The organism is Gimesia aquarii (assembly GCF_007748195.1).
In the GTDB taxonomy this organism is placed as follows: domain Bacteria; phylum Planctomycetota; class Planctomycetia; order Planctomycetales; family Planctomycetaceae; genus Gimesia; species Gimesia aquarii.
Map to the genome: position 1 here is coordinate 1,530,389 of NZ_CP037920.1, position 21,278 is coordinate 1,551,666.

Consider the following 21,278-nt stretch of genomic DNA (forward strand, 5'->3'; position numbering starts at 1 on the left):
CCCGTTTCAATCAGAGCCATTTCTCAGGGGCGGTGCCGAAGCAGGAACGTAAAAAGAGATAAAGCCTGTTTTTCAGTGTTTGGGAGCCAGCCATGAAACAACGTAATTCAGCACGGGCGATTCTGTTGAACAATCGGAGTCAGTTGCTATTGATCCAACACCAAGACAGCATTCCGGTTGATCCAGCACAGCCTGATGTTCTCAAGTATTGGGCAACGCCCGGCGGTGGAATCGAAGCGGGGGAGCAGCCAGTAGATGCACTCCAGCGCGAGTTACGGGAGGAACTCACGCTGGAGAACGTTACGATAGGGCGACAGATTGGGGTTCGCAACGTATCACTGAATCTTCCGGGAGAAGGTTGTGTCATCAGTCACGAAATCTACTTTGTATGCTATGTCTCCGAGAGGCCGGAACTCAATCCAGCTGGTCTGTCAGAATGCGAATATGGTACGTTCAAAGAAATCAGATGGTGGTCGCTCGAAGAGCTTCATAACACGACTGAGATTCTCCGTCCCAGCGCTTTGACTGAATTGGTTGAGAATGCATTGTGCGTCGATTCCGAACTGGTCCTTTTATAGGACTAATCGTCTGGTAGATGGTCTAAGGAATACGATCTAGTAGAGGTCATTAAGTTTATCGGGCACGAGATTTAATGCTATTTTGCCAACGGGTTAAGGGGTTTGAAATGGATGCCGTACATCTCACTCCAACGCAGCATAATCCATCAAACGACTGGAAATGCGACTGGTGATGGAATAAAATGTTGCGGCTTCGGCAAAATTCTGTATTCTTAACAGGCTGCATTCTGCAGTGTATTAAGTGGTATGCGAAAGCCTCGTATTACTGATAGGGGCTGCCTCTATGGCCTAAAGGATAATCAAACTATGAATGACGAAATCTCAATGCCGAATGACATCGTTGAATTTGCTGAGGAATTGACCAATGGTGGGCCAGGGGCCTTGGAGATAATAAAGATCCAAGAATTCGAAGGCGACGAAGATACGAATGATGACGCATTAGAACGGAAGCATCGTGAGTTCGAAGCTGTCCACCAATCACTTGTCGAGGAGTTATCCAGTCGATTCGGCGCTCCAAATGTTTCGAAGGTAGAAGATGAATTCGAAACCATTCCACTCTGCGGCGTCTATCCAGCCGCGACATGGGAGGTGGAAGGGATGGAGCTATTTTTGGCAATTTCCCATGAAGATCGAGAGACTCCCATGCTACTCGCAATCGGCACTACATGAGAAAACATATCATTCAGTTTTATTCCTCGCGGAATGCGACGATCCCTTAAACAGTTTGCTGGGGCTAATAAAACTGCCTACTTAAGTATGTCGTTCAAAATGATGCCGATCTTCCATGAGATATTAACGAAGAAGGAAAAGTATTTTGTGTTACAGTCAGGGAGTGTCGTTTAATTCCGGATCAACTCGGAATACGGGGGCGCGTTTTTCAAGAAAGGCCTGGATGCCTTCGTGATAGTCGGGACCATAATAGACTTTCCGTCGCAGCCCATGAATGTACTCGAACTGCGATGCACTAAGTGGTACGGCCTGACTGAGCATGTTCAGCGTTGTTTTGGCAACGGCAATCGATGCCGCTGATCGAGACGCGATGGTCCGCGCTATTTCATAGGTTTGGCTTTCCAATTCTGCATGGGGCACGATTTGATTGACCAGTCCGGCTCGCTCGGCCCGCTCTGCCGTCAGCAGGTTGGCCGTGAAGAACAGCTCTTTGACAATGTTAAGAGGTAGCCTGGAAAGAAAGCTTTGGAATCCCGATGCATTATACGGGAGTCCCAGTTTGGCAGGGGTGATTGCGAAGGCACAGGTTTCATCAGCGAGAACCAGATCGCAATTCATAATCAGGTCACACGCGCCTCCCCAGACGGAGCCGTGCACCATCGCGATCACAGGGGCGGGAAAACTGCGTACAGCCCGTAGCAGCTTTTCGAGCGGATCATCGTAAGGGAGTGGGTCTGTATCCGCCTGCGGGAGTTCATCCACATCATGACCGGCTGACCAGACTTTTTCGAAGGTCGCTGCCCGCAGCACTACGGCGCGCGTGCCATTTTGTTGCATTGTCTTAAGGGCTGATAACACTTCGGTGATCAGATCGGCACTCAAAGCGTTTCGCTTCTGATAGTTGTTGAACACAATCGTTCCAATTCGATCTTCATTGCTGACTGTGATAAAAGACATGGTCCACCTCAAATTAGAGTCACGCGTTTTGCGGCTGCGGTCAGTTCATCTCGAAAATCAGGATGAGCGATGCTGATCAATGCTTCGGCCCGTTCCTTGGTTGATTTGCCTCTCAAATTGACAATGCCGTGCTCAGTGCAGACGTATTCCACATCCATCCGCGGGTCTGTCACCATGCCGACCTTGGGCACGATTGTCGAGAGCGTTCCTTTGCGTGCCGTCGATTGCAATGCGATGATGGATTTTCCCCCTTTCGACAGGGAGGCTCCCTTTACAAAATCATACTGGCCACCGGAGCCACTGTATTCATGCTCTCCGATAAACTCGGCATTCACCTGGCCGTACAGATCGATTTCGATAGCCGTGTTGATGGAGACAAAGTTGTCATGTTGTGAGATGACACGGATATCGTTGACATAAGATGAGGGATAACTTTCGAACGCTGCGTTATCGTTCATGAACGCGTATGATTCTCTGGTTCCGAAAGCGACCGTGAAGACATGTTTAAAGGGATGCAGCGTTTTCTTTTTCCCGGTAATCACTCCTTTACGGATCAGGTCGGCCATGCTGGGAGAAAACAGTTCCGTGTGAATTCCCAGGTCTTGATGATTGCTCAATGCCTCGGCAACCCCCGAAGGCACACGTCCAATGCCCAGCTGGATCGTTGCACCATCAGGGACCAATGGTGCGATCAAAGCACCAATGGCACGGCCTGCTTCCGAAGTTTCAGCCACTCCTGCCTCAATGAGTGGTACATGATTTTCCACAATGGCCTCGACTTCACTGACATGAATCTGTGATTGCCCGAATACTCGAGGCATGTTTTGATTGACCTCAACGAGCAGACGCCTGCAATGCCGTGCAGCGGTGGAAGCGAAATCGTTGTTCGTACCCAGAGAGAAGTAGCCGCCCCCATCCATGGGACTGACTGTAACCAGAAACGTATCGAGATCGATGATTTCTTTGAACAGCCGAGGAAGGTCGCTGAAGTGTACGGGGACAAAACTCATCACCTTGTGACCTGTCTGCTGCTGGTCTTTGATAATCTGGTGTTCGGTGCCGCTCAGGAAGAAACAGTGGGGGTCAATTTTTTCCCTGACGCCTTCCACCAGAAGTGAGTCGCTAATCGGCTGCATTCCGATCTTATAGTAAAAGCGAATCGATTTGAGGCCATTCGTTCGCAGGCGATCTCCCAGCGCCGCTACCAGTGCGGGCGGTTGTCCGATTGCCATACCAGCCGAGACGGTCTCACCTTCTGAAATCAGTGCGACTGCTTCAGCAGTACTTTTGAGTTTTGCAGTATACAGATCAGCGGCGTCCATTCCCCACGGCCCTTTTACGGAATAAGAATCTATACGAGACCATTGAATACAAGAGGACTTTCGCGTTTTCGAATTAAAGTGTCAAGAGGGAATGGTAATACCGGTGGTAGGATCAGCCATTTGTTGGCAGACTAATACAAAGTTTCCTTATTCACCAAACTTCTCTACAACCAGTTCCTGAAGCAGATGACGATCGAATTTGCCCATGCCCATGCATGTTGGTTCGTCGAAGAGCAGGTAGTGCGCTAGATTTTTATATTCAGTAAGGATGTCAGAAAAGGGAGGCAGGGCAGGTTCAGAAAATACTGACCCCTAAACTCTCTTGTTACGCTTCGTCTATTACCGCTTGCATAAATTCATCCATTGTATACAAGCATCCTTTCAATCACTTCAAAATTCGTATACAACAAGAGTGTTGTGATAAAGAGTGCGTCTCAAAAAGTACTTTTTTTAGACTGTATCAAGGCGTAGTGTAAATCGTTTTTCTGACAATGACCAGCTTTTTCGAAAAAGTAAACGAGCTTTGGTCTTTTTTCCTGTTTGGAAAATAGGCATGAAATAACGCAATTCGGCTGGGTGCCTGAATGAGTAGAATTCAGCAACATCTATAGAACAGGAAGGAAGGGAACCGTGATCACGGCAGGTGGCAGATTTCGCAAAGCCATTGAAGAAGAACAACCCTTACAGTGTGTAGGAGCCATCAATGCCTACCATGCTCGCCTGGCGGAAGCCTCCGGGTATCGGGCCTTGTATCTGTCCGGCGGAGGAGTATCAGCGGGGTCGTGCGGTCTTCCCGATTTGGGAATCACCACAATGGACGATGTGCTGATCGATCTCAGACGAATGACTGATGTGTCGGGTTTACCGATATTGGTTGACATCGATACCGGCTGGGGAGGGGCGTTCAATATTGCTCGCGCCGTTCGAGCTATGAACAAAACAGGAGCCGCGGGCGTGCATCTGGAAGATCAGGTCCAACAGAAACGTTGTGGGCATCGTCCCAACAAGGCCATCGTGACTCAGGCAGAAATGGTCGATCGAATCAAGGCCGCCGTTGATGCCAAACTGAATGACGATTTTGTGATCATGGCTCGCACCGATGCCCTGGCCGTGGAAGGCATGCAGTCAGCCATCGACCGCGCGTCTGCTTGTGTGGAAGCGGGGGCCGATATGATTTTCCCGGAAGCAATGACTCAGCTCGAGCAATACCGGGAGTTTGTCGACGCGGTGCAGGTTCCTGTCCTGGCCAATATCACTGAGTTTGGAGCTACTCCTCTATTTACCGCGCAGCAATTGGCAGACGTGGGAGTGAGTATTGCCTTGTACCCGCTGTCCGCCTTTCGCGCTGCCAACAAAGCGGCTCTCAATGTTTATCAAATGCTCCGCAAAGAGGGTACTCAACAAAGTGTGCTTGATACGATGCAGACGCGTGAAGAACTCTACGAATATCTTGGTTATCACGATTTTGAAAACAAACTCGACCAGCTTTTTAAAGAGAACAGTTCGGAGGACGAACCATCATGAATGAACCACCGGCCGATGTTAGAAAACCGAAAAAATCGGTTGCACTCTCGGGAGTGGAAGCGGGCAATACAGGAATTTGCACCGTGGGTCGTTCAGGAAACGACCTGCATTATCGCGGTTACGATATACTCGACTTCGCCGAGACAGCCGAATTCGAAGAAATCGCATACCTGCTGATTCACGGATCACTGCCAACGCAATCGGAACTGTCTGCTTACAAAACAAAATTAAAGTCGCTGCGGAAACTACCCGAGCCCGTCAAAACAATGTTGGAAGCCATTCCCGCCTCAGCACACCCCATGGATGTCTTGCGGACGGGCTGCTCGATGCTGGGAACGTGCGAGCCCGAACCCGCCGAGCATACGGCTGAGACAGCCCGGAATCTGATCGACCGATTGATGGCCAGCTTTGGTTCGATGTTGTTGTATTGGTACCATTTCGCCAATAACGGGCGACGGATTGAAGTGGAAACCGATGCGGATTCCATTGGCGAACATTTCCTGCAACTGTTACACGGTGAACAACCCACCGATTCCTGGATTCGAGCGATGCACACCTCGTTGATCCTTTACGCGGAACACGAATTTAACGCATCCACCTTTACCGCTCGTGTCATCGCCGGGACGGGGTCGGATCTTTACTCTTCAATCACAGGAGCCATCGGTGCGCTCCGGGGACCCAAGCATGGCGGTGCGAATGAAGTCGCCTTCGACATTCAGAACCGTTATACGGATCCCGATTCTGCCGAGGCCGATATTCGTGAACGCGTCAGTCGAAAGGAAATCATCATTGGGTTCGGCCACCCGGTTTACACAACAGGCGACCCGCGCAACACCGTGATTAAATCGGTCGCCAGACAACTCTCGGAAGAAGCAGAGGAAATGACGTTGTTCGACATTGCCGAGAGACTGGAGTCTGTGATGTGGGAAGTCAAAAAGATGTTTCCCAACCTCGATTGGTTTTCTGCGGTTTCCTATCATCGAATGAACGTCCCCACTGAAATGTTTACCCCGCTGTTTGTCATGTCCCGCATTGCTGGCTGGGGCGCACATGTGATCGAACAACGCGAAGATGGTAAAATCATTCGCCCCGGCGCCCATTACACCGGCCCCGAAAACCTCGACTGGATTGCACTGGAGAACCGTTAATCGATGAGTGAAACTGATGTCAACAATGCCGCCCGCCCGGAATTTGACCGGGTGATTCAGGACATTGCCGATTATGTATTGGACCTCGACACCGGGCAAACAGTAGTTGAGCAGTCGAAAGAAACCATGGAAACGGCCCGTTATTGCTGGATGGATACCATAGGCTGTGGGCTGTATGCGCTCAACTACCCTGCCTGTACTAAGCTGCTGGGACCCATCGTACCGGGGGCGGAACTTCCCGGCGGTGCACGAGTGCCCGGGACTTCCTATGAGCTCGATCCCGTGCGGGCTGCCTGGAACATCGGTGCTACAATTCGCTGGCTCGATTTTAACGATACCTGGCTGGCTGCGGAATGGGGGCATCCTTCCGATAATCTGGGAGCCATTCTGGCACTGGCCGATTATCAATCTCGAACCGGGACTAACTCTCTCTCGATGAAAGACGTGCTCGTCGCCATGATCAAGGCCCACGAAATTCAGGGGGTCATTGCGTTGAAGAATTCATTCAACCGAGTAGGCCTCGACCATGTCATGCTGGTACGCATCGCCTCAGCGGCTGTCTCCGCACAGATGCTGGGCTGCAATCGCGAACAAACACTCAACGTGATTTCCCATGCCTGGCTCGACGGTTCATCGCTCCGCACCTATCGGCACGCGCCGAATACGGGTTCACGAAAATCGTGGGCCGCCGGTGATGCGACCTCCCGCGGTCTCTTTTTGGCCATGTTGGCCCAACGTGGAGAAATGGGCTATCCCACTGCCATCACTGCACCAACCTGGGGATTTCAAGATGTTTCGTTCAAAGGCGACACTCTCTCTTTCAGCCAGAAGTTTGGAACCTATGTGATGAAAAACATCTTGTTCAAGATTTCATTCCCGGCCGAGTTTCATGCCCAGACCGCAGTCGAAGCCGCGTTGATTTTGCATGAGGAAGTGAAAGACCGTCTTGATGAGATTGAACGAATCGTGATTGAAACGCAGGAGTCGGGAAACCGTATCATTAACAAAACGGGGCCGCTCGATAATCCTGCCGATCGAGACCATTGCCTGCAATATATGGTCGCTGTGCCGTTGATCTTCGGGCGACTGACGGCTGAAGATTATGAAGACGCGGTTGCCGCTGATCCGCGAATCGATGCACTACGCAACAGAATGCAATGCCGGGAAAACGAACGTTTCACCCATGAATACCTGGAACCCGACAAACGTGCCATCGGTAACGCCGTACAAGTCTTCTTCAAAGATGGGACTCAAACTGAGCGAGTCGAAATCGATTACCCGGTCGGCCATTACCGTCGTCGGGCTGAAGGAATTCCTTTGTTGAAAGAAAAGTTCGAACGCTATTTACGCGGTGGTGTCTCGGAAACAAGTGCGAATCGCATCCTCGAAATCTGTTCGGATCAAGAGACATTCGAATCAACGTCCGTCGAGGAAATGATGTCGCTATTAGTCGCCTCTCGCATTCCGAAATAAACAAGCTTTGCTTGCATGGATGTCTGCATTATTATGAATCGACAGCGGATACGACTAGCTCAAGACGCTTACTCACCAAACTTTTCTGCAACCAACTCCTGAAGTTGATGACGATCAAACTTGCCAGTGCCCGTGCGTGGCAATTCGTCGAAGAACAGATAATGCACTGGATTTTTATATTCAGCAAGTTGATCCGCGATGTAGGCGCGAATGGTTTTTTCGCTCGAATCGTCTTGCTTTCCGATCAGCGCGACACACGCCACAGGCACCTCGCCATCTCTCGGATCGCGTAAGCCTACAACAACGGCAGCATGCACTAATGGATGCTCATCAATGATCGACTCAACTTCCGCGGGGGCAATGTTGGAACCACGACGGACGATCATCAGTTTCTTTCGGCCGATGAACCAGACATATCCATCATCGTCAAAATGCCCGAGGTCGCCGGTATGCAGCCATTCCCCTCGAAATAAATCCGTTGTGGCTTGTTCGTCATTCCAGTAGCCGATTGTCGCTGAAGGCGTCCGCAGCACAATTTCACCCGTTTCACCAGAGGGACAATCATCTCCTTCGGCTGTGACGATCCGCAACTCGGTATCAGGAGTTGGTAATCCAAGCGATCCCCACTTACGGGTTCCAAAACGGGGATTCGCCGCGTAGTAACCTCCGATTTCTGTCATGCCTGCCCCTTCCATCACTTCCCAGCCTAACAGGTCACGGAAGCGATGGTGAAGGTCTGTCGGGACCGCATCTCCCGAACCGATGCTGTTTTTGAGCGTTGGTAGTTCTGTCGGATTCTGTTCCAGGTATTCCACGAAATCCAGAAGATCGCTGGCAAGCATCCCGTATTCAGTGACAGATTCGGCCTGAATCATCGAGACGGCCGAGGCAGGAGTGGGTCTCATGGAAAGGACGACTCGCGCACCGACCGACAGGGCAGGCATCAACTGAGTCTGCAAACCACCGGCATGACTGATGGGTTTGCCCACCAGCACGACATCCTCATTCGTAAATTCAAAAACCTGACGCGAGGTCTCGATGCCGGCAAATGCTCCTGCGTGGGAATGGATGACTCCTTTCGGATGACCAGTACTTCCCGAAGTAAAGAGAATGAAAGCCGGGGTGGCGGGTTCAACATTGATTCCCGATACCAGTGCATCAGTTTCCAATAATACCGAAAAGGGATGTACGTCATCTGGCGTGCTCTGACTCGAGCCAACCGAAACCGCAGTCATGCCCGCGCGTGCAGGGAGCAGCGGTTGAACAATTTGCATCTTATCGACATGAAACAAAATCATCCGGGCGTCGACACGTTGAACGACATCGATCACTTCCTCAGCGACATAGCGATAATTCAGGGGAACGGCTACTGCACCGATCTGGTAGCAAGCAAGAGTCGTCAGGACCGCCTCCAGACAATTCGGCAGGAACCAGGCCACACGATCTCCCTGGTGAATTCCCAGCTTTTGTAATCCGCCCGCGACTTTCCGAACCTGATGCTCCAGATCTGTATAACTGACACACTCACCCTCGAATTGAATCGCTGTTTTAGTAGGACACTGTCGAACGGAATTTTTGAGAAGCGCCTGGAGATGCGTCATGAAGTTTTTGTCCCCTCTTTTTCATTCATTTTATCATCGGCCTCATACGCTTTGCAAATCATGAAGTCAGACAGTTTTTTCCATCGTGCAGGAAACGCATTTCATGAGAGGATGTTCAATACACTTCTCCTGGCATTCAATTGGGTCTGGTAAATGACATACGTGAATAGCGCGTACACCCGCGCATAATTCATGGAAAGAGCTTTGTAATGCTTCTCTTCCTTGCGGATCCATCCCAGAAGTCGTGTAGATTAGAAAATCTGGTTTGGTGTAGGCGATTGCGGCAACAGCTAAGATACAGCGAGGGTTTCCGGCATTGCAATTAAGTCGTTCATGAACCGGTACGGGCAGTTGAGTAATGATTTCTGACGCAGCTTGACGTGAGCAGCGCGCAGTGCGTGCGAACCAATTGCTGGCAGATTGTGGAAAGAAGTGATCGAGCCAGCGCGGCTGTATTGTAAACAGACTCGCAAAGTGCGCCGTATACCCAGACGTGCGGAGTTCATTCACCAGCGATTCAGAGACAGCGAATACGTCAGAGTCGCCGATGTGGCAGCAAAGTGAATCTTTACTACGGTCAATCTGTTTGAGAATCGATGCTACTTGAGTGAATTCGTGACTCATTATCACAGCTCAAAGGTAAAGGGAGACTGGTTTTTTCACGTTTAATATTTATTTCATTCGCGATGATATTCCAATCTAACGATATTAATACCTGTAGAAGATTATCTTGATATACGAAAGTCTGTTTTGTACAAGATGCCATAATTGTCCCTGGGAGCTTTAATTTTCATACTTTCAACCTGAATTTCGCTTTAAACTACGTTGTTTCTAAATAAAGATAACTATTGGTTGATCATGAGGTACTGTAGAAAAAGTTCAATTTAAGTGTAAATCCTCCTGGATATAGAATTAATCACGTGTATATTAATAAACTAATGTATTAATTGATATTCGATCACTTAAATTTATTTCTTTTCTGCAGGAGTCGATCATGAGTCATAAACCACATCGGCATGGATTTACACTGATTGAATTATTAGTGGTGATTGCGATCATCGCAATTTTGATTGCCTTGTTGCTACCAGCCGTCCAACAGGCCCGTGAAGCCGCGCGACGGAGTTCTTGCAAGAACAATCTGAAACAGATTGGCTTAGCACTCCACAATTATCACGATGCTTTTCGTACTTTCCCTCCTGGTGGAATCACAGTGGGTAACTGTTGCGGAACCAAAAGCGGAATCACCTGGGGAATTTCGATTCTACCTCAACTCGATCAGGCATCCTTATTTCAACAGTACAACTCAAACGTGTTCAACGAAGATCCTCCCAATGCGGCTGTCCGGGAACAACTCGTTGTTGTCTATAACTGCCCATCGGATGACAACGCCGGAAAATTGAGACAACCAGCGAGCGGACCGGGCAGTGGGTTACAATATCGTATGAGTTCCTATCGCGCCGTTTCTGGGAAAACCGATACGAGTGGCTGGATGGATAATGCCGATGGATCAGGTCTACCTGAGAACTGGAGAGGCTTGTTACATAGTATTGGAACGAATAGTTTCACGGTAGAGAAATTCAGTACAATTAACGATGGCACTTCGAATACGATTGTAGTGGGTGAGTATCATACGAAGTCCCAGCCCCGCCGGGGGACCTTCTGGGCCTACACATACACTTCATACAACCAGTCTTCTTTTGTCGCCCAGCGTCGCACACTTCTCCCTGATTATGATCGTTGTGTGGCGATCGGAGGTGCAGGAGGCAGCAACGCTTGCAAACGTGGTTGGGGAAGCATGCATGTCGGTGGCATGCAAGTTCTGCTGGCAGACGGATCAAGTCGCTTTCTCAGTGAAAATATCGACTTAACACTCTTTCAAAACCTGGGATCGATTTCAGGAGAAGAAATCATTGGAGAATGGTGATCGATCGTTTCCTTGCATGGAATGGTTACAGCCAGATTGAAAACTTATGGTTTGAGTTCTGTTTAAGGAGTGCTTTACAGATGAACGACTATTCGATTCCTCAATTGTTTCTGATGATTAATGCACTAGTGGTTATGACAGGCTGCGGAGCTGATGAAGTAAAACTGGCTTCTGTAGCCGGGACTGTGACGATGAATGATCAACCGTTACCAGGAGCCACCGTACTGTTTCGCCCGCGAACGACGGCGGAGGACAGCGAAGACAAAGGAGCCGCTGAATCGTTTGGTAAAACGGATGAAAACGGCCGGTATGAACTTGCCCTGGTGATGACAAACGACGATGGAGCTGTCATCGGGCCGAATGACGTGATCATCACGCTTGATGCGTTCGAGGAAATCTTGCCTTCCTACGATGCTTCTGGAAAGGACCGCCGCGGTCCGAATCCGATTCCACCACAATACAATTCAAAAACGACACTGGAATTCAATGTTCCTCCGGCAGGAGCCGAAGACGCCGACTTCAAACTCGTCAATCCGGATTTCAAAGTTCCCGATAAAAAAGCAAACCCTGAACGAGATGTGTGATCGAATATAGATTAGGTGACTGCTAATTGGAAAGAATAGATATTTGATAATGAAAAAAGTGGTGAGCCTGTTTTTCTGGTCAGCCTCTTTAATCTTGCTGGTTAATTTGTTTCAGTACTGAAGTGGCCAACAGAGTCAGCCTTATATTTTTTCAATTCAGAAAATCATTTTCATTCGATTTCTTTTTTTGGGGAGTCTCTTGTTTTTCAGACACATCCTCCTTTGTGCCATTTTCGACGGGAGAATCTTGAGGAAGTGCATTACCAATTAAGGGGGGATTTGATTCCCCAATGTCGGTGTTTGCTTCCTTAATTTTTGCGGCCAAGATATCTGGATCTTCCGCGAAAGCCGGTCCATCAAATGAATTGAGTGTCTGATCGCCATTCTCGATGAGCGTCAACTGATAAGTCCCCCCTTTAAACAGGCTGAACCATTGATAATGGTATGTGTTCAAACCCTGGTCATTCGGTCGAGGTCCTTCTTTCTGGCTAAATCCGATCATCAATTGACGTGCTTCATCAATGGAGACATCTCGAATACCATTGGCGACTTCCTGGAGTGCGGAGACAGACGCATCATAGTTCTGTTTCGCGCGATACTCGATAGCTACGATGACAATCAGAACTGTAATTCCTCCCCAAACCAGGATCCGTTCGAGAGGATTCCGTTTGTGTGGAGAACCTGAATTGGTTTGAACTGCGTTCTCATCATTCTGATCCTGATTCATGGGGCCTCCTCGGGCTGAAAAGTGAAAGGAAAAAAGCACCAACTCAACGAGTGGTGCTTGGAAAAGTGGCTCTGGTTTGAGAGTGATGGTTCAATCAACTTTGGCAGGCAGAAGCTCTTCCATTTTTTTGGATTCTTCTTCCATCGCCTGAATAGATTGTTTCTCTTCCTCTTCAGTAAATTCTTCGCTACACCCAGAGAGAACGGGAATTATCAGTGCTGTGATTAGACACCATACAAACTGTTTCATAACTCATTTTTCCTATAAGACAGTAAGCTAAGGGGGCCGGATCAATTACATGATTAAACCGGCACCACCAGACTTATTTTGTGGACTTATTCAGGACAAAGATAGCAAATGGTAGTCTTAGAACTCGCCAAGTATTTCTGTGCCGTTGTAAGTGTTAAGTGCCATCCACACTCCGCCTGATCTGGGATCACTCAAAGGAATTGTTGTGGCAGGCCAGGGGCCGGTATCGATGTTCGATGAGATAAATCGCACCGCACCATCCGCCAGCAGATAAAACGCCCCCCCTTCGTGAACGCTCCCTGATCCAGGCCAGTTGGCGTTGGGACCCCAGGCGGCAAGAAACGTGGGTTGAAAAGCAAAGGGTGATGATCTCCACCATGTTGCCGTCGCAGGGCTGCCACCACGGGGAGTTCCTTCAGGATCGAGTAACGGTCCGACGTTGACATCCCCATTCGAGTTGGTTGCAAGCAACGAGGCACGAAAGACACCATCATTTCCACGACGCCGATTCCCCGTTCCCCCTGTGCGAATTGCACCTGTATTGTGTCCGTGGGCGGAAACCTCACCGACAATAATGGTATTCGAAGTACCATCAACGCAATCACGGACTCCGACGGGAGTCAGGATTTCAAAGATGCCACTCAGCCGATGACCTTGACGACGGTGCCAATCGTACCCCTCTGCACCCGCATAGTTTGTCCAGGCGACTTCATGCCGATTCGCTTTACCGTAGCCTGGGTCGCTGGGACAGAGCAACTGGGGGAGCAACGTCGAAGCAATGCGGTTCCCGTTACCGTCTAATTGCGGCCAGAAGGATTGAGAAAAATTAATGGAATTATAAAGTGGTGCCTGATCAAAATAAGGTAGAATCATTGTGATCCAGGAGAAGTTCAAAGGTGTCGTTCCTCCATTATCGATATTGGGGTAGCGATAAATTGCGGAAGGAGGAAACGTTTTATAAGTACTGTGATAATTATGGAGTGCCAATCCAATTTGTTTCATATTATTTCGACACTGTGTACGGCGTGCGGCTTCGCGAGCCTGCTGGACAGCAGGAAGTAACAACGCGATCAGAATCGCAATAATGGCAATGACCACCAGCAATTCGATCAATGTGAATCCGCGCTGACTTCGTTTGTTCCTCATCATCTACTCCTCCAAGAAAAAGTATAAATTCAAACGGATATTAATACATTAGTTTATTAATATACACATGATTAATTAAATGTCTATGAGACTTTACATCTAGAGTGTGTTTTTTTGCATATATTATTGAGGAACAAAATATTAGTTTTATTAATAAAAGGTGACCAATGTTCTAATGGTTTCATTGGAATGTGTAACATATGCAGAGTTAACTCAGATGAGTGCCTTCCCAGAGAGTAGGGCGTATTAGATCGGGCAGGAAAGAGACTGAACGGAGTAGACAAATCAAACTAGTTGAATCGTCAATTCGTGCGTTTCAGTGGATGGTTCTGTAATTCGTTTTGAAAAACAGACCAATGTGAGCTGTCATGAAATCTCGCAAAGCAGGAGATGAAAGGCTCTAGAAATAAAAAAGACCAGGCTGATCGACCTGGTCTCTGATTCGATGATCTCTTTTTAAGGTTAGCTTTTCTCGAAGACGACGGTTGGGTTATTTTCTCCTTCGCTGACGGTCACCTTGAGATCGCTGGTTGCCTCATTCCAGTACTTGTCGGGCATTGAGGTATCCATCTTGACCCCCGTCGGCTGCATCTCGGGATCATCTGGTGCCTGCGGCTTGGGAGCGAGATAAACAGTGTAAGTTCCTACTCTGACTTCTTCACCGACGGAAAATTTTCCGTCTGCGGCGACGGGCGCGGTATAGGCTTGTCCCGAGGCGCTATCCAGAAACATCAGAACTGCGTCCACATCAAAGGGGCGGTCTCCGATCTTTGCGGTTCCAGTGAGTGTACCGGTTTTGAATTCCGGTCCCGAAGATCCACAACCACTGGAGATGACTGAGACACACATCAGGACAACCAGGATTCCATACTTTCTCATTGCGATTTCTTTCATTAGCAGAAATTTGAAAATATCTCTCAACACACAGGCGTTTTGAATGTAAGGCACAGGATGTCGAAAGTAGATTAAAACTCTCCCACGGGTACCCCGTCATAACGCACACATAATTTTTTGAGTGTGAGGAAGTCGATATTTTCAGAAAGAAAATGAACACTGCCATCGCCCAGTAGAACATGTAAACCGCCGGTATGTTCAGAATTGATAACGGTGTTATTACGGTATTTTCGGTCAGTGGCACCTGTTTGAATGATGTTTGAGTTTGGAGCAAATCGAACACAGGTTGTGCCTGCAGACCATAAGTCAGAACAACTGGGGCCGCTGACCCGGGAGTCGTTGCGCGCTCCATGCCAGCCACCGTAATAATTGGCTGTCAGGTTTTGTCCGTTGACACGACCTGACTGCTCAGAAATGATGATAGTGTTCGAAGAGCCGTCAATGATCTCTGCGATTGCAATGCATTCGTTCGAGAAAAATGTTCCATTGTCACACGACCAGCCGTGACTACAGTCTCGCGTTCCCTGGTTAGCATCAGGGCCAGGGATTGGCCGGGCTGCTCCCTGAATACCGACGTAGTGATGGTTGAGACCTCCCGCAGTATTGTTACTGACTCCCGAATTATCAAACGGCTTGAGAACGCTGGAAGGACACAGGAAGACTGGCATCTTTAAACCGATCAATACTTCATTGCCGGTGTAGGTTAATCCGTTGAATGTTGCATTCACATCATCAAAGGTCAGTTGGTTATAGACGGTAGCCTGATCGATATTCGGCAGAATCATTGTCCGCCAGTTCGTTCCGTCACGAAGCGGCCATTGATTGTTGGTCATTCCATAGTTACCCTGTGGAAACTTTCGATGCGTGTCATGGTAATTGTGGAGTGCTAACCCAATTTGCTTCAAATTGTTTTTGCAAGTGCTTCGTCGGGCCGCTTCGCGAGCCTGCTGGACGGCTGGTAAAAGTAAGGCAATTAAGACTGCGATGATCGCGATCACGACTAACAATTCAATCAGTGTAAATCCATATCGACATGTTTTATTCCTCATGGCCCACTCCTTAAAAAAGAAATAAATTCGAGCAATCAAAACTAAGATTAATACATTAGTTTATTAATATACACATGATTAATTACATGTCTATAAGACTTTACATGTAAAGTGGAATTTTTTTACATCAGATCATGAGGTACAAAATATTAGATTTGTTAATAAAAGGCCTGTTATGCTCTTAAAATCGGTCTGATTGAAGTAAGATTTGCTATTTTGAACACTACACCATCGGCTTTGATGAGAACATGAGTTATGTACGGGGCATGCTGGCCGCTTGAGCAGGCATTAAGCCTTAAGAACCGGAAACATTAGACCGATGAATCGGTCATGTATGAGCGATTTGGTGTAGTAAAATCAGACTTTTTGGCCGTATCAATAATTCAAACAGGACGCTTGATACTAGAGTATAATTAATAAAGAAGATCTTGTTTGAGTGATCATACAGAAAGAAAAGTTCATTGAGTTTTGATACGCCGACCATTTTGATGTGTCCTCCTGACTATTACGGCATTGAATATGAAATCAATCCGTGGATGAGCCGCAGTCAGCAAAGCGATCCAGAAGTGGCCCGCCAGCAATGGGAGTCTCTCTATCAAGTTCTCAATTCTTTAAATGCCAGAATTGAATTGCTGACTCCAGTTAAGGGCTTGCCTGATTTGGTCTTTACGGCGAATGCAGGGCTGATCTGGAAGAAGCGTGTCTTTCTGGCGCTGTTTCGGCACGAAGCCCGACAAGGGGAAACACCCGTTGATCAGGAGTGGTTTCAGGACGCGGGATTCGAAACGATTGAAATGCCCGACGATTATTTCTTTGAAGGAGCCGGCGATGCACTCTTTTGTGGAGAGACGCTCTTTGCCGGTTATCTGATCCGTAGTGATGTGAGGGCGATGCAATGGGTGGCCGAAAAAATGAATTGCCGGGTGATTCCTCTGCAACTCGTCGATGACTTTTACTATCACCTCGATACCTGTTTCTGTCCTTTGAGTGAAACGGAAGCCATCTATTATCCGCCAGCCTTTGATGAGTATGGGCAGCAGGCATTGAAAGAACATGTGCCGCATTTAATTCCTGTCGTAGAGCAGGAAGCACAGCGGTTCGCCTGTAATGCGGTTGTCATTGGGAAATCAGTGGCTCTCAACACGGGATGTCCCCAACTGGAAAAAGATCTTAACCAGCTTGGTTATGAGACCTATAGTACTCCCCTGGATGAATTCATCAAAGCCGGTGGTTCTGCGAAATGTCTGACCTTAAGGTTGGATGGAGAGTGCGCGGCTGTTTGGCCTTAAGGGGGAATTGAAATTCAAACGGCTCATACGTGAGATTCCTTCCGATGTGACTTCAGAGGGCAAGAAACGTGTTCCGGTTTGCACGAGCGACGAATCACGGGGCTGTGAAAGATGTCGTAAAGGAACAGCGCCTGAAGACGCTTCAAAAACTCCGTTACCAGGAGAAGTGAGTGTGACTTGTACTTTCCCCAGCGCATAGACATTTAAATTATGTTCGGGAGTGGGAGCAGGTAATCTGACAATCCAGGTTTGATCATTGGGTTGTCCCGCACCGAATCGGTTGCCGACGCGCGGCGTTTGTGTTTCCGGAGTCGAAGAACTGTTACAGGTCCAATTTGCCAATGTCATCGTTTCGACGGGCTGCGCTGCGAACTGCTGATCCCAAACATGGAGCAGCTGTTGTCGCTGGCCATAGAGAGTGATATGAACTGTTCCGGAAATTCTGGCCGGATTTCCTTGTCGGTCGAAGCCTTGCACACGAATGGCTAATGCGTTCCAGTCTGCTTTACCTCGTGTATTCAATGGAGTCGCCTGCACCGCAATATTTGCCAGTTTTCCTGAGATAGGGGCTTGTACCGGTGGGGGAGGCAAACTGTCGGGAGCGGAAGAAGATCTTAATGCGCGCTCCACGACTAAGGTTCGCATCAATCCCAGTGCATAGCCACGCTCAAGCGTGGGTACTCCTTCTGGGTAATACTGATGAACTAAGGGCACATACGCATCGAGGGGATCATCGTGGATTCCAATAATCACACCGCGGTTGCAACTTGAGTGACATGGAGTCTGATTCGGTTGATTCAAAAACGAAGGGGGCGCTGTTTCTGTTTCATATTCACTGGGAGAGAACGGATCACGCATCACATTCGGAACTGAAGTCGTTTGAGTGGTATGAATCAAATCAGGATTGGCAGCCGCGATTTGGATGGTCTGCTGATCATAATGGCTGTCATCAATGGAAAGTCGCTTGATGTGATCCAGGGGAATTGTTTGTTGTTCTTGTTGCCCTTTGTTTGATGTTTCCAGGATCAGTGTTGCCGATGGTCCCCACTGAATCCGGTCTGCTGTTATGCAGTTTCCATCTGTGAGTTCGATTTCGACAGCAGCCTGTAGCGTGGTGGTCGAAATCAGATAGAAGCACAGAATCAAGACTAAAAAGCTGAATCGTCTTTTCATGATGTATCCTGTTGAATATTCAGGCAGCGCAAGTGATCTGCTATGAAATGAAGATGGTCAAACAGGATTGAGGGGCAAACAGTGCGCCCGAGCCATGGGATCTTCTCTGCAGGAAAAGCATTAGGATCCGAATTCTTAAGCATCCAGGCAATTTGGCATGGTTATGACAGTTACATTTCGTGCTTGGCGAGAAGAACAGCGTGATTTGAATTCGGTTCGATGGAAATGATGCGGATTCTGAACACGCGAAAGCGAACTATGACTCCCATTTGTTTCAGTTGCTTAACATGTTTCTCAAAGTGACGTTCGGCAGACTTTACAAAAGTTATCAGTGAATGCGATCTGTTTGAAACAGGTCGAAGTTTGTCCGTTTGTTGTGACTTTTCAGCTGGGAATGAGCAGAAATTGACAATCCGAGTGAGCGAAATTACACAAAGTCTGCTGAATATGGCACTTAGACCCCGATAATACGGCAAACAATCTTGCGAATATGCTTGACAGCACGGAATGAAAGCGTGATGATCATGCTTAACGCAGGATGTGTTGTCCTCACGCAAATTGATGTTAGTCTAACGGGAATATCTGTTTAGATAATTTCTTTTTTAGACAAAGCAGGTATAATTTGTTACTTTAATCAATTCGTTTTTATGATCGATTCCGATCGGGCCAGGCAATCGTAGACAATTCAAATCAACGATAGTGCGTTCATAGGGAATTCATGTGCCAACGTCGGATTTTGTCTTTTTAGAAGAGGGTGGGCTGGAATTATGGCTGCTGGTCACCGTCGTGTTGACATTGAGGAAGTCTCGGATGTCACCATTGCAAAGTTTATTGACAAGAAGATTCTTGATGAAGGAAACATCCAGATCATTGGGACTCAATTATTTGGACTTGTTGATGAAGATGGACGCAAAAAAATTGTTCTCGATTTTTCCAATGTAGAATATCTTTCCAGTGCTGCACTGGGGAAATTGATCACCTTGGATAAAAAAGTAAAAAAGGCAAAAGGCAAATTGAAACTTTGTTCAATTCGTCCCGATATCTATGAAGTGTTCGCTATTACCAGACTGAATCAACTTTTTGATATCGCTGAAACACAGGAAGCCGCTCTTGAAGGCTTTTAGCTTTGGCCCGGCAATTGCGGAGTGGATGCTCTGCGAGATCATTGCCGCTCTATCAAAGCGAAAGTTGAGAGCAAACGTTGTGAGATGTTTAAAATTAGGGTAAATGAAAAATCATTCTTATTTGAACTTTATTCCTGAGTCGTAATTAATTAAATATCTCTAAATTTAGTAACTGCACAAACACCAGAAATCGTGTGCTGGCCAAATTCATGTCATCGGACGAATACTTTGAAGTAACGATTCCTAGCGACACCTCGGAAGGTCAGGCTGTGCAAGTCCAGATTGTCGAGGCACTTGAGGTACGTGAATACCCGGAACGCGATGTCTTCGGAGTCCGCCTGGCTCTGGAAGAAGCGTTGGTAAATGCCATCAAACATGGCAATAGAATGTCGCCCGACAAGAGTGTGGAAATTAAATGCTGGATCAACGATGAACGAGTTCGCGTCGAAATCCAGGATGAAGGCCCCGGCTTTAATCGGAGTGATGTTCCCGATCCGACATTACTCGAAAATCTCGAACGGCCCTGTGGACGCGGGATCATGCTGATGGGGGCCTTTATGAATCTTATCGAGTACAACGAGCAAGGCAACAAAGTCACTCTGGAAAAGATTAAAGGGGTTGCCCCGGAACAGCCCGATACAGAAGGTGAGTAATTCGAAATAGTTACGAAATTCTCATAATGCTAAAATTATTGGGAATTTTATCAAAACGCTGCTGTTAAGTTCGGTTGACTTCATCCTATCCTCACAATATCTTATACCTACACTGAGGTTAAGAATTTCTTAATCTTCAATCTAATCCTCGATAGCTCAATCGGTAGAGCGAGCGGCTGTTAACCGCTAGGTTCAAGGTTCGAGTCCTTGTCGAGGAGCTTTTTAAAACAGGTCACGATCCAAATTACTAACCCTCAGTCAGAAGTTGTTTTCTGACTGAGGGTTTCGTCTAGTGTTCTTGAGTGCGAACGATAAACTCGGCTGGCGTATGGTCTATTCTTCCGATGATTTTGCATTGATCACGTTGTCGGCGAAACTTGCGTATGCTTCTCCGGCACCTTGAGCCATCGCGTCCGGATACACCAGAAAATCCCCCGATTCCAAGGCACCGATAAGAGCATCCGCTACCAAGTCGGGTGAAGGTGCACCATCACCCATCCCTGCGGAGTCTGACATGTCGGTCTTGAGTGGACCGGCAAGGATACTGATGACCTGTGTGCCCTGTTCGGCCCACGCTTCGCGAAGTCCTTGCGTCACTGAATACGCTGCTGCTTTTGAAGCACTGTAGGTGGTGAATGGTGTGAAGTTTTTCAGCGAAGCCAGCGAGTTCATCTGCGCTAGAGTTCCACCACCGTTGGCCTTCAAAACAGGTCCAAATGCTTGAGCAAGCCGAATCAATGGATAGACATTGCCTTCCATCTGAAACTGCAAACTTTTGACGGCGTCTTCGGCCAGCGGATCGGAAACATTGAGAACGCCCGCGTTGGACACGACGAGGTTGACGTCGGTGGCAATTTCAGCAGCGGCCACAGCCGTTTCTGGTCGAGTCAGATCAAACTCGATTGGAATAACACGGTCGCCATATCGTTCAATCAGTTCGTCAACCGACGCCAGATTTCTCACGGCGGCATACACCTTTACCGCACCGGCTTCGAGTAAACCTTCGCTAATCGCCCGGCCAATACCACGATTCGCACCAGTTACCAATGCGACACTATTTTTAATTGCAACACCCATTTGTTTCTCCTTTATTTGGTGGGATGGCCACACGTTTTGTGTTGACCAATCAGTCAAAATGGTTCAAAAAAATTTTACTTTAAGTTTGCTAGTTCCACTTGATCGAGCAATCCATGC

The 21,278-nt window shown here is 48.0% G+C and carries 21 protein-coding genes and 1 tRNA gene; 11 read left to right on the plus strand and 11 right to left on the minus strand.

Features of this window, described 5'->3' with window-relative positions:
• The first annotated feature begins 92 nt into the window (after positions 1–92).
• Positions 93–578 carry an NUDIX hydrolase gene (locus V144x_RS06310; RefSeq protein ID WP_144983026.1) on the plus strand — a complete coding sequence of 162 codons (486 nt, stop codon included), beginning with the start codon at positions 93–95 and terminating at the stop codon, positions 576–578.
• A 306-nt stretch (positions 579–884) separates the two neighbouring features.
• Complete coding sequence (locus tag V144x_RS06315; protein WP_144983029.1) at positions 885–1,247, plus strand: hypothetical protein; 363 nt, start codon at positions 885–887, stop codon at positions 1,245–1,247.
• Positions 1,248–1,403: 156 nt separating this feature from the next.
• Here the strand turns inward: V144x_RS06315 and scpB are convergent, their stop codons facing one another.
• Both scpB and V144x_RS06325 read right to left on the minus strand, forming a co-directional pair.
• A complete protein-coding gene (gene scpB / locus V144x_RS06320; RefSeq protein ID WP_144983033.1) occupies positions 1,404–2,204 on the minus strand; it encodes a methylmalonyl-CoA decarboxylase in 801 nt (266 codons plus the stop codon).
• A gap of 8 nt (positions 2,205–2,212) precedes the next feature.
• Positions 2,213–3,526, minus strand: a complete 1,314-nt coding sequence (locus V144x_RS06325) for an acetyl-CoA hydrolase/transferase family protein (RefSeq protein WP_144983036.1) — start codon at positions 3,524–3,526, stop codon at positions 2,213–2,215.
• 630 nt (positions 3,527–4,156) lie between these two features.
• Here V144x_RS06325 and prpB point away from each other — a divergent pair.
• From prpB to V144x_RS06340, 3 genes are read left to right on the plus strand one after another with little or no spacing between them, the layout of a single operon-like run.
• Entirely contained in the window at positions 4,157–5,050 is an 894-nt protein-coding gene (gene prpB / locus V144x_RS06330; RefSeq protein WP_144983039.1) for a methylisocitrate lyase, read from the plus strand.
• On the plus strand, positions 5,047–6,198 hold the full coding sequence (gene prpC / locus V144x_RS06335; RefSeq protein ID WP_144983041.1) for a bifunctional 2-methylcitrate synthase/citrate synthase: 1,152 nt from the start codon (positions 5,047–5,049) through the stop codon (positions 6,196–6,198). The genes prpB and prpC overlap by 4 nt, the downstream gene beginning before the upstream one ends.
• A 3-nt stretch (positions 6,199–6,201) precedes the next feature.
• Entirely contained in the window at positions 6,202–7,671 is a 1,470-nt protein-coding gene (locus V144x_RS06340; protein WP_144983044.1) for a bifunctional 2-methylcitrate dehydratase/aconitate hydratase, read from the plus strand.
• Between the two features lie 68 nt (positions 7,672–7,739).
• Here the strand turns inward: V144x_RS06340 and V144x_RS06345 are convergent, their stop codons facing one another.
• On the minus strand, positions 7,740–9,272 hold the full coding sequence (locus V144x_RS06345; protein WP_144983047.1) for a class I adenylate-forming enzyme family protein: 1,533 nt from the start codon (positions 9,270–9,272) through the stop codon (positions 7,740–7,742).
• Between the two features lie 66 nt (positions 9,273–9,338).
• Positions 9,339–9,896: a hypothetical protein gene (locus V144x_RS06350; RefSeq protein ID WP_144983050.1), complete on the minus strand. Its 558-nt coding sequence runs from the start codon at positions 9,894–9,896 to the stop codon at positions 9,339–9,341.
• Positions 9,897–10,266: 370 nt separating this feature from the next.
• Here V144x_RS06350 and V144x_RS06355 point away from each other — a divergent pair, with 370 nt between their 5' ends.
• Positions 10,267–11,196, plus strand: a complete 930-nt coding sequence (locus V144x_RS06355) for a DUF1559 domain-containing protein (RefSeq protein ID WP_144990732.1) — start codon at positions 10,267–10,269, stop codon at positions 11,194–11,196.
• Positions 11,197–11,276: 80 nt separating this feature from the next.
• Positions 11,277–11,780 (plus strand): carboxypeptidase regulatory-like domain-containing protein, encoded by a 504-nt coding sequence (locus tag V144x_RS06360; RefSeq protein ID WP_144983053.1) that lies wholly within the window; start codon positions 11,277–11,279, stop codon positions 11,778–11,780.
• Positions 11,781–11,931: 151 nt separating this feature from the next.
• Here V144x_RS06360 and V144x_RS06365 read toward each other — a convergent pair whose 3' ends face one another.
• From V144x_RS06365 to V144x_RS06380, 5 genes are all read right to left on the minus strand, one after another.
• Positions 11,932–12,507 carry a hypothetical protein gene (locus V144x_RS06365; RefSeq protein WP_144983056.1) on the minus strand — a complete coding sequence of 192 codons (576 nt, stop codon included), beginning with the start codon at positions 12,505–12,507 and terminating at the stop codon, positions 11,932–11,934.
• A gap of 90 nt (positions 12,508–12,597) precedes the next feature.
• Positions 12,598–12,756, minus strand: coding sequence for a hypothetical protein (locus tag V144x_RS28305; protein ID WP_197998782.1), 159 nt, complete (start codon positions 12,754–12,756; stop codon positions 12,598–12,600).
• Between the two features lie 117 nt (positions 12,757–12,873).
• Complete coding sequence (locus V144x_RS06370) at positions 12,874–13,905, minus strand: DUF1559 domain-containing protein (protein WP_144983060.1); 1,032 nt, start codon at positions 13,903–13,905, stop codon at positions 12,874–12,876.
• 459 nt (positions 13,906–14,364) lie between these two features.
• Complete coding sequence (locus V144x_RS06375; protein ID WP_144983063.1) at positions 14,365–14,781, minus strand: peptidase associated/transthyretin-like domain-containing protein; 417 nt, start codon at positions 14,779–14,781, stop codon at positions 14,365–14,367.
• Between the two features lie 86 nt (positions 14,782–14,867).
• Positions 14,868–15,845: a DUF1559 domain-containing protein gene (locus tag V144x_RS06380; RefSeq protein WP_144983066.1), complete on the minus strand. Its 978-nt coding sequence runs from the start codon at positions 15,843–15,845 to the stop codon at positions 14,868–14,870.
• Positions 15,846–16,306: 461 nt separating this feature from the next.
• On the opposite strand from V144x_RS06380, the gene V144x_RS06385 reads away from it, so the two are divergent.
• Positions 16,307–17,134 (plus strand): dimethylarginine dimethylaminohydrolase family protein, encoded by an 828-nt coding sequence (locus V144x_RS06385; protein ID WP_144983069.1) that lies wholly within the window; start codon positions 16,307–16,309, stop codon positions 17,132–17,134.
• On the opposite strand, the gene V144x_RS06390 is transcribed toward V144x_RS06385, so the two are convergent.
• Complete coding sequence (locus tag V144x_RS06390; RefSeq protein ID WP_144983071.1) at positions 17,096–18,307, minus strand: hypothetical protein; 1,212 nt, start codon at positions 18,305–18,307, stop codon at positions 17,096–17,098. The genes V144x_RS06385 and V144x_RS06390 overlap by 39 nt on opposite strands.
• 767 nt (positions 18,308–19,074) lie before the next feature.
• On the opposite strand from V144x_RS06390, the gene V144x_RS06395 reads away from it, so the two are divergent.
• The 3 genes from V144x_RS06395 (at position 19,075) to V144x_RS06405 (ending at position 20,302) form a co-directional block, all read left to right on the plus strand.
• On the plus strand, positions 19,075–19,431 hold the full coding sequence (locus V144x_RS06395) for an STAS domain-containing protein (protein WP_144983074.1): 357 nt from the start codon (positions 19,075–19,077) through the stop codon (positions 19,429–19,431).
• A gap of 209 nt (positions 19,432–19,640) precedes the next feature.
• Positions 19,641–20,084, plus strand: a complete 444-nt coding sequence (locus V144x_RS06400) for an ATP-binding protein (protein ID WP_232102734.1) — start codon at positions 19,641–19,643, stop codon at positions 20,082–20,084.
• 145 nt (positions 20,085–20,229) lie between these two features.
• Positions 20,230–20,302: transfer RNA gene (locus V144x_RS06405), tRNA-Asn, on the plus strand.
• A gap of 115 nt (positions 20,303–20,417) precedes the next feature.
• Here the strand turns inward: V144x_RS06405 and V144x_RS06410 are convergent.
• A complete protein-coding gene (locus tag V144x_RS06410; RefSeq protein ID WP_144983080.1) occupies positions 20,418–21,161 on the minus strand; it encodes an SDR family oxidoreductase in 744 nt (247 codons plus the stop codon).
• Between the last annotated feature and the right edge of the window lie 117 nt (positions 21,162–21,278).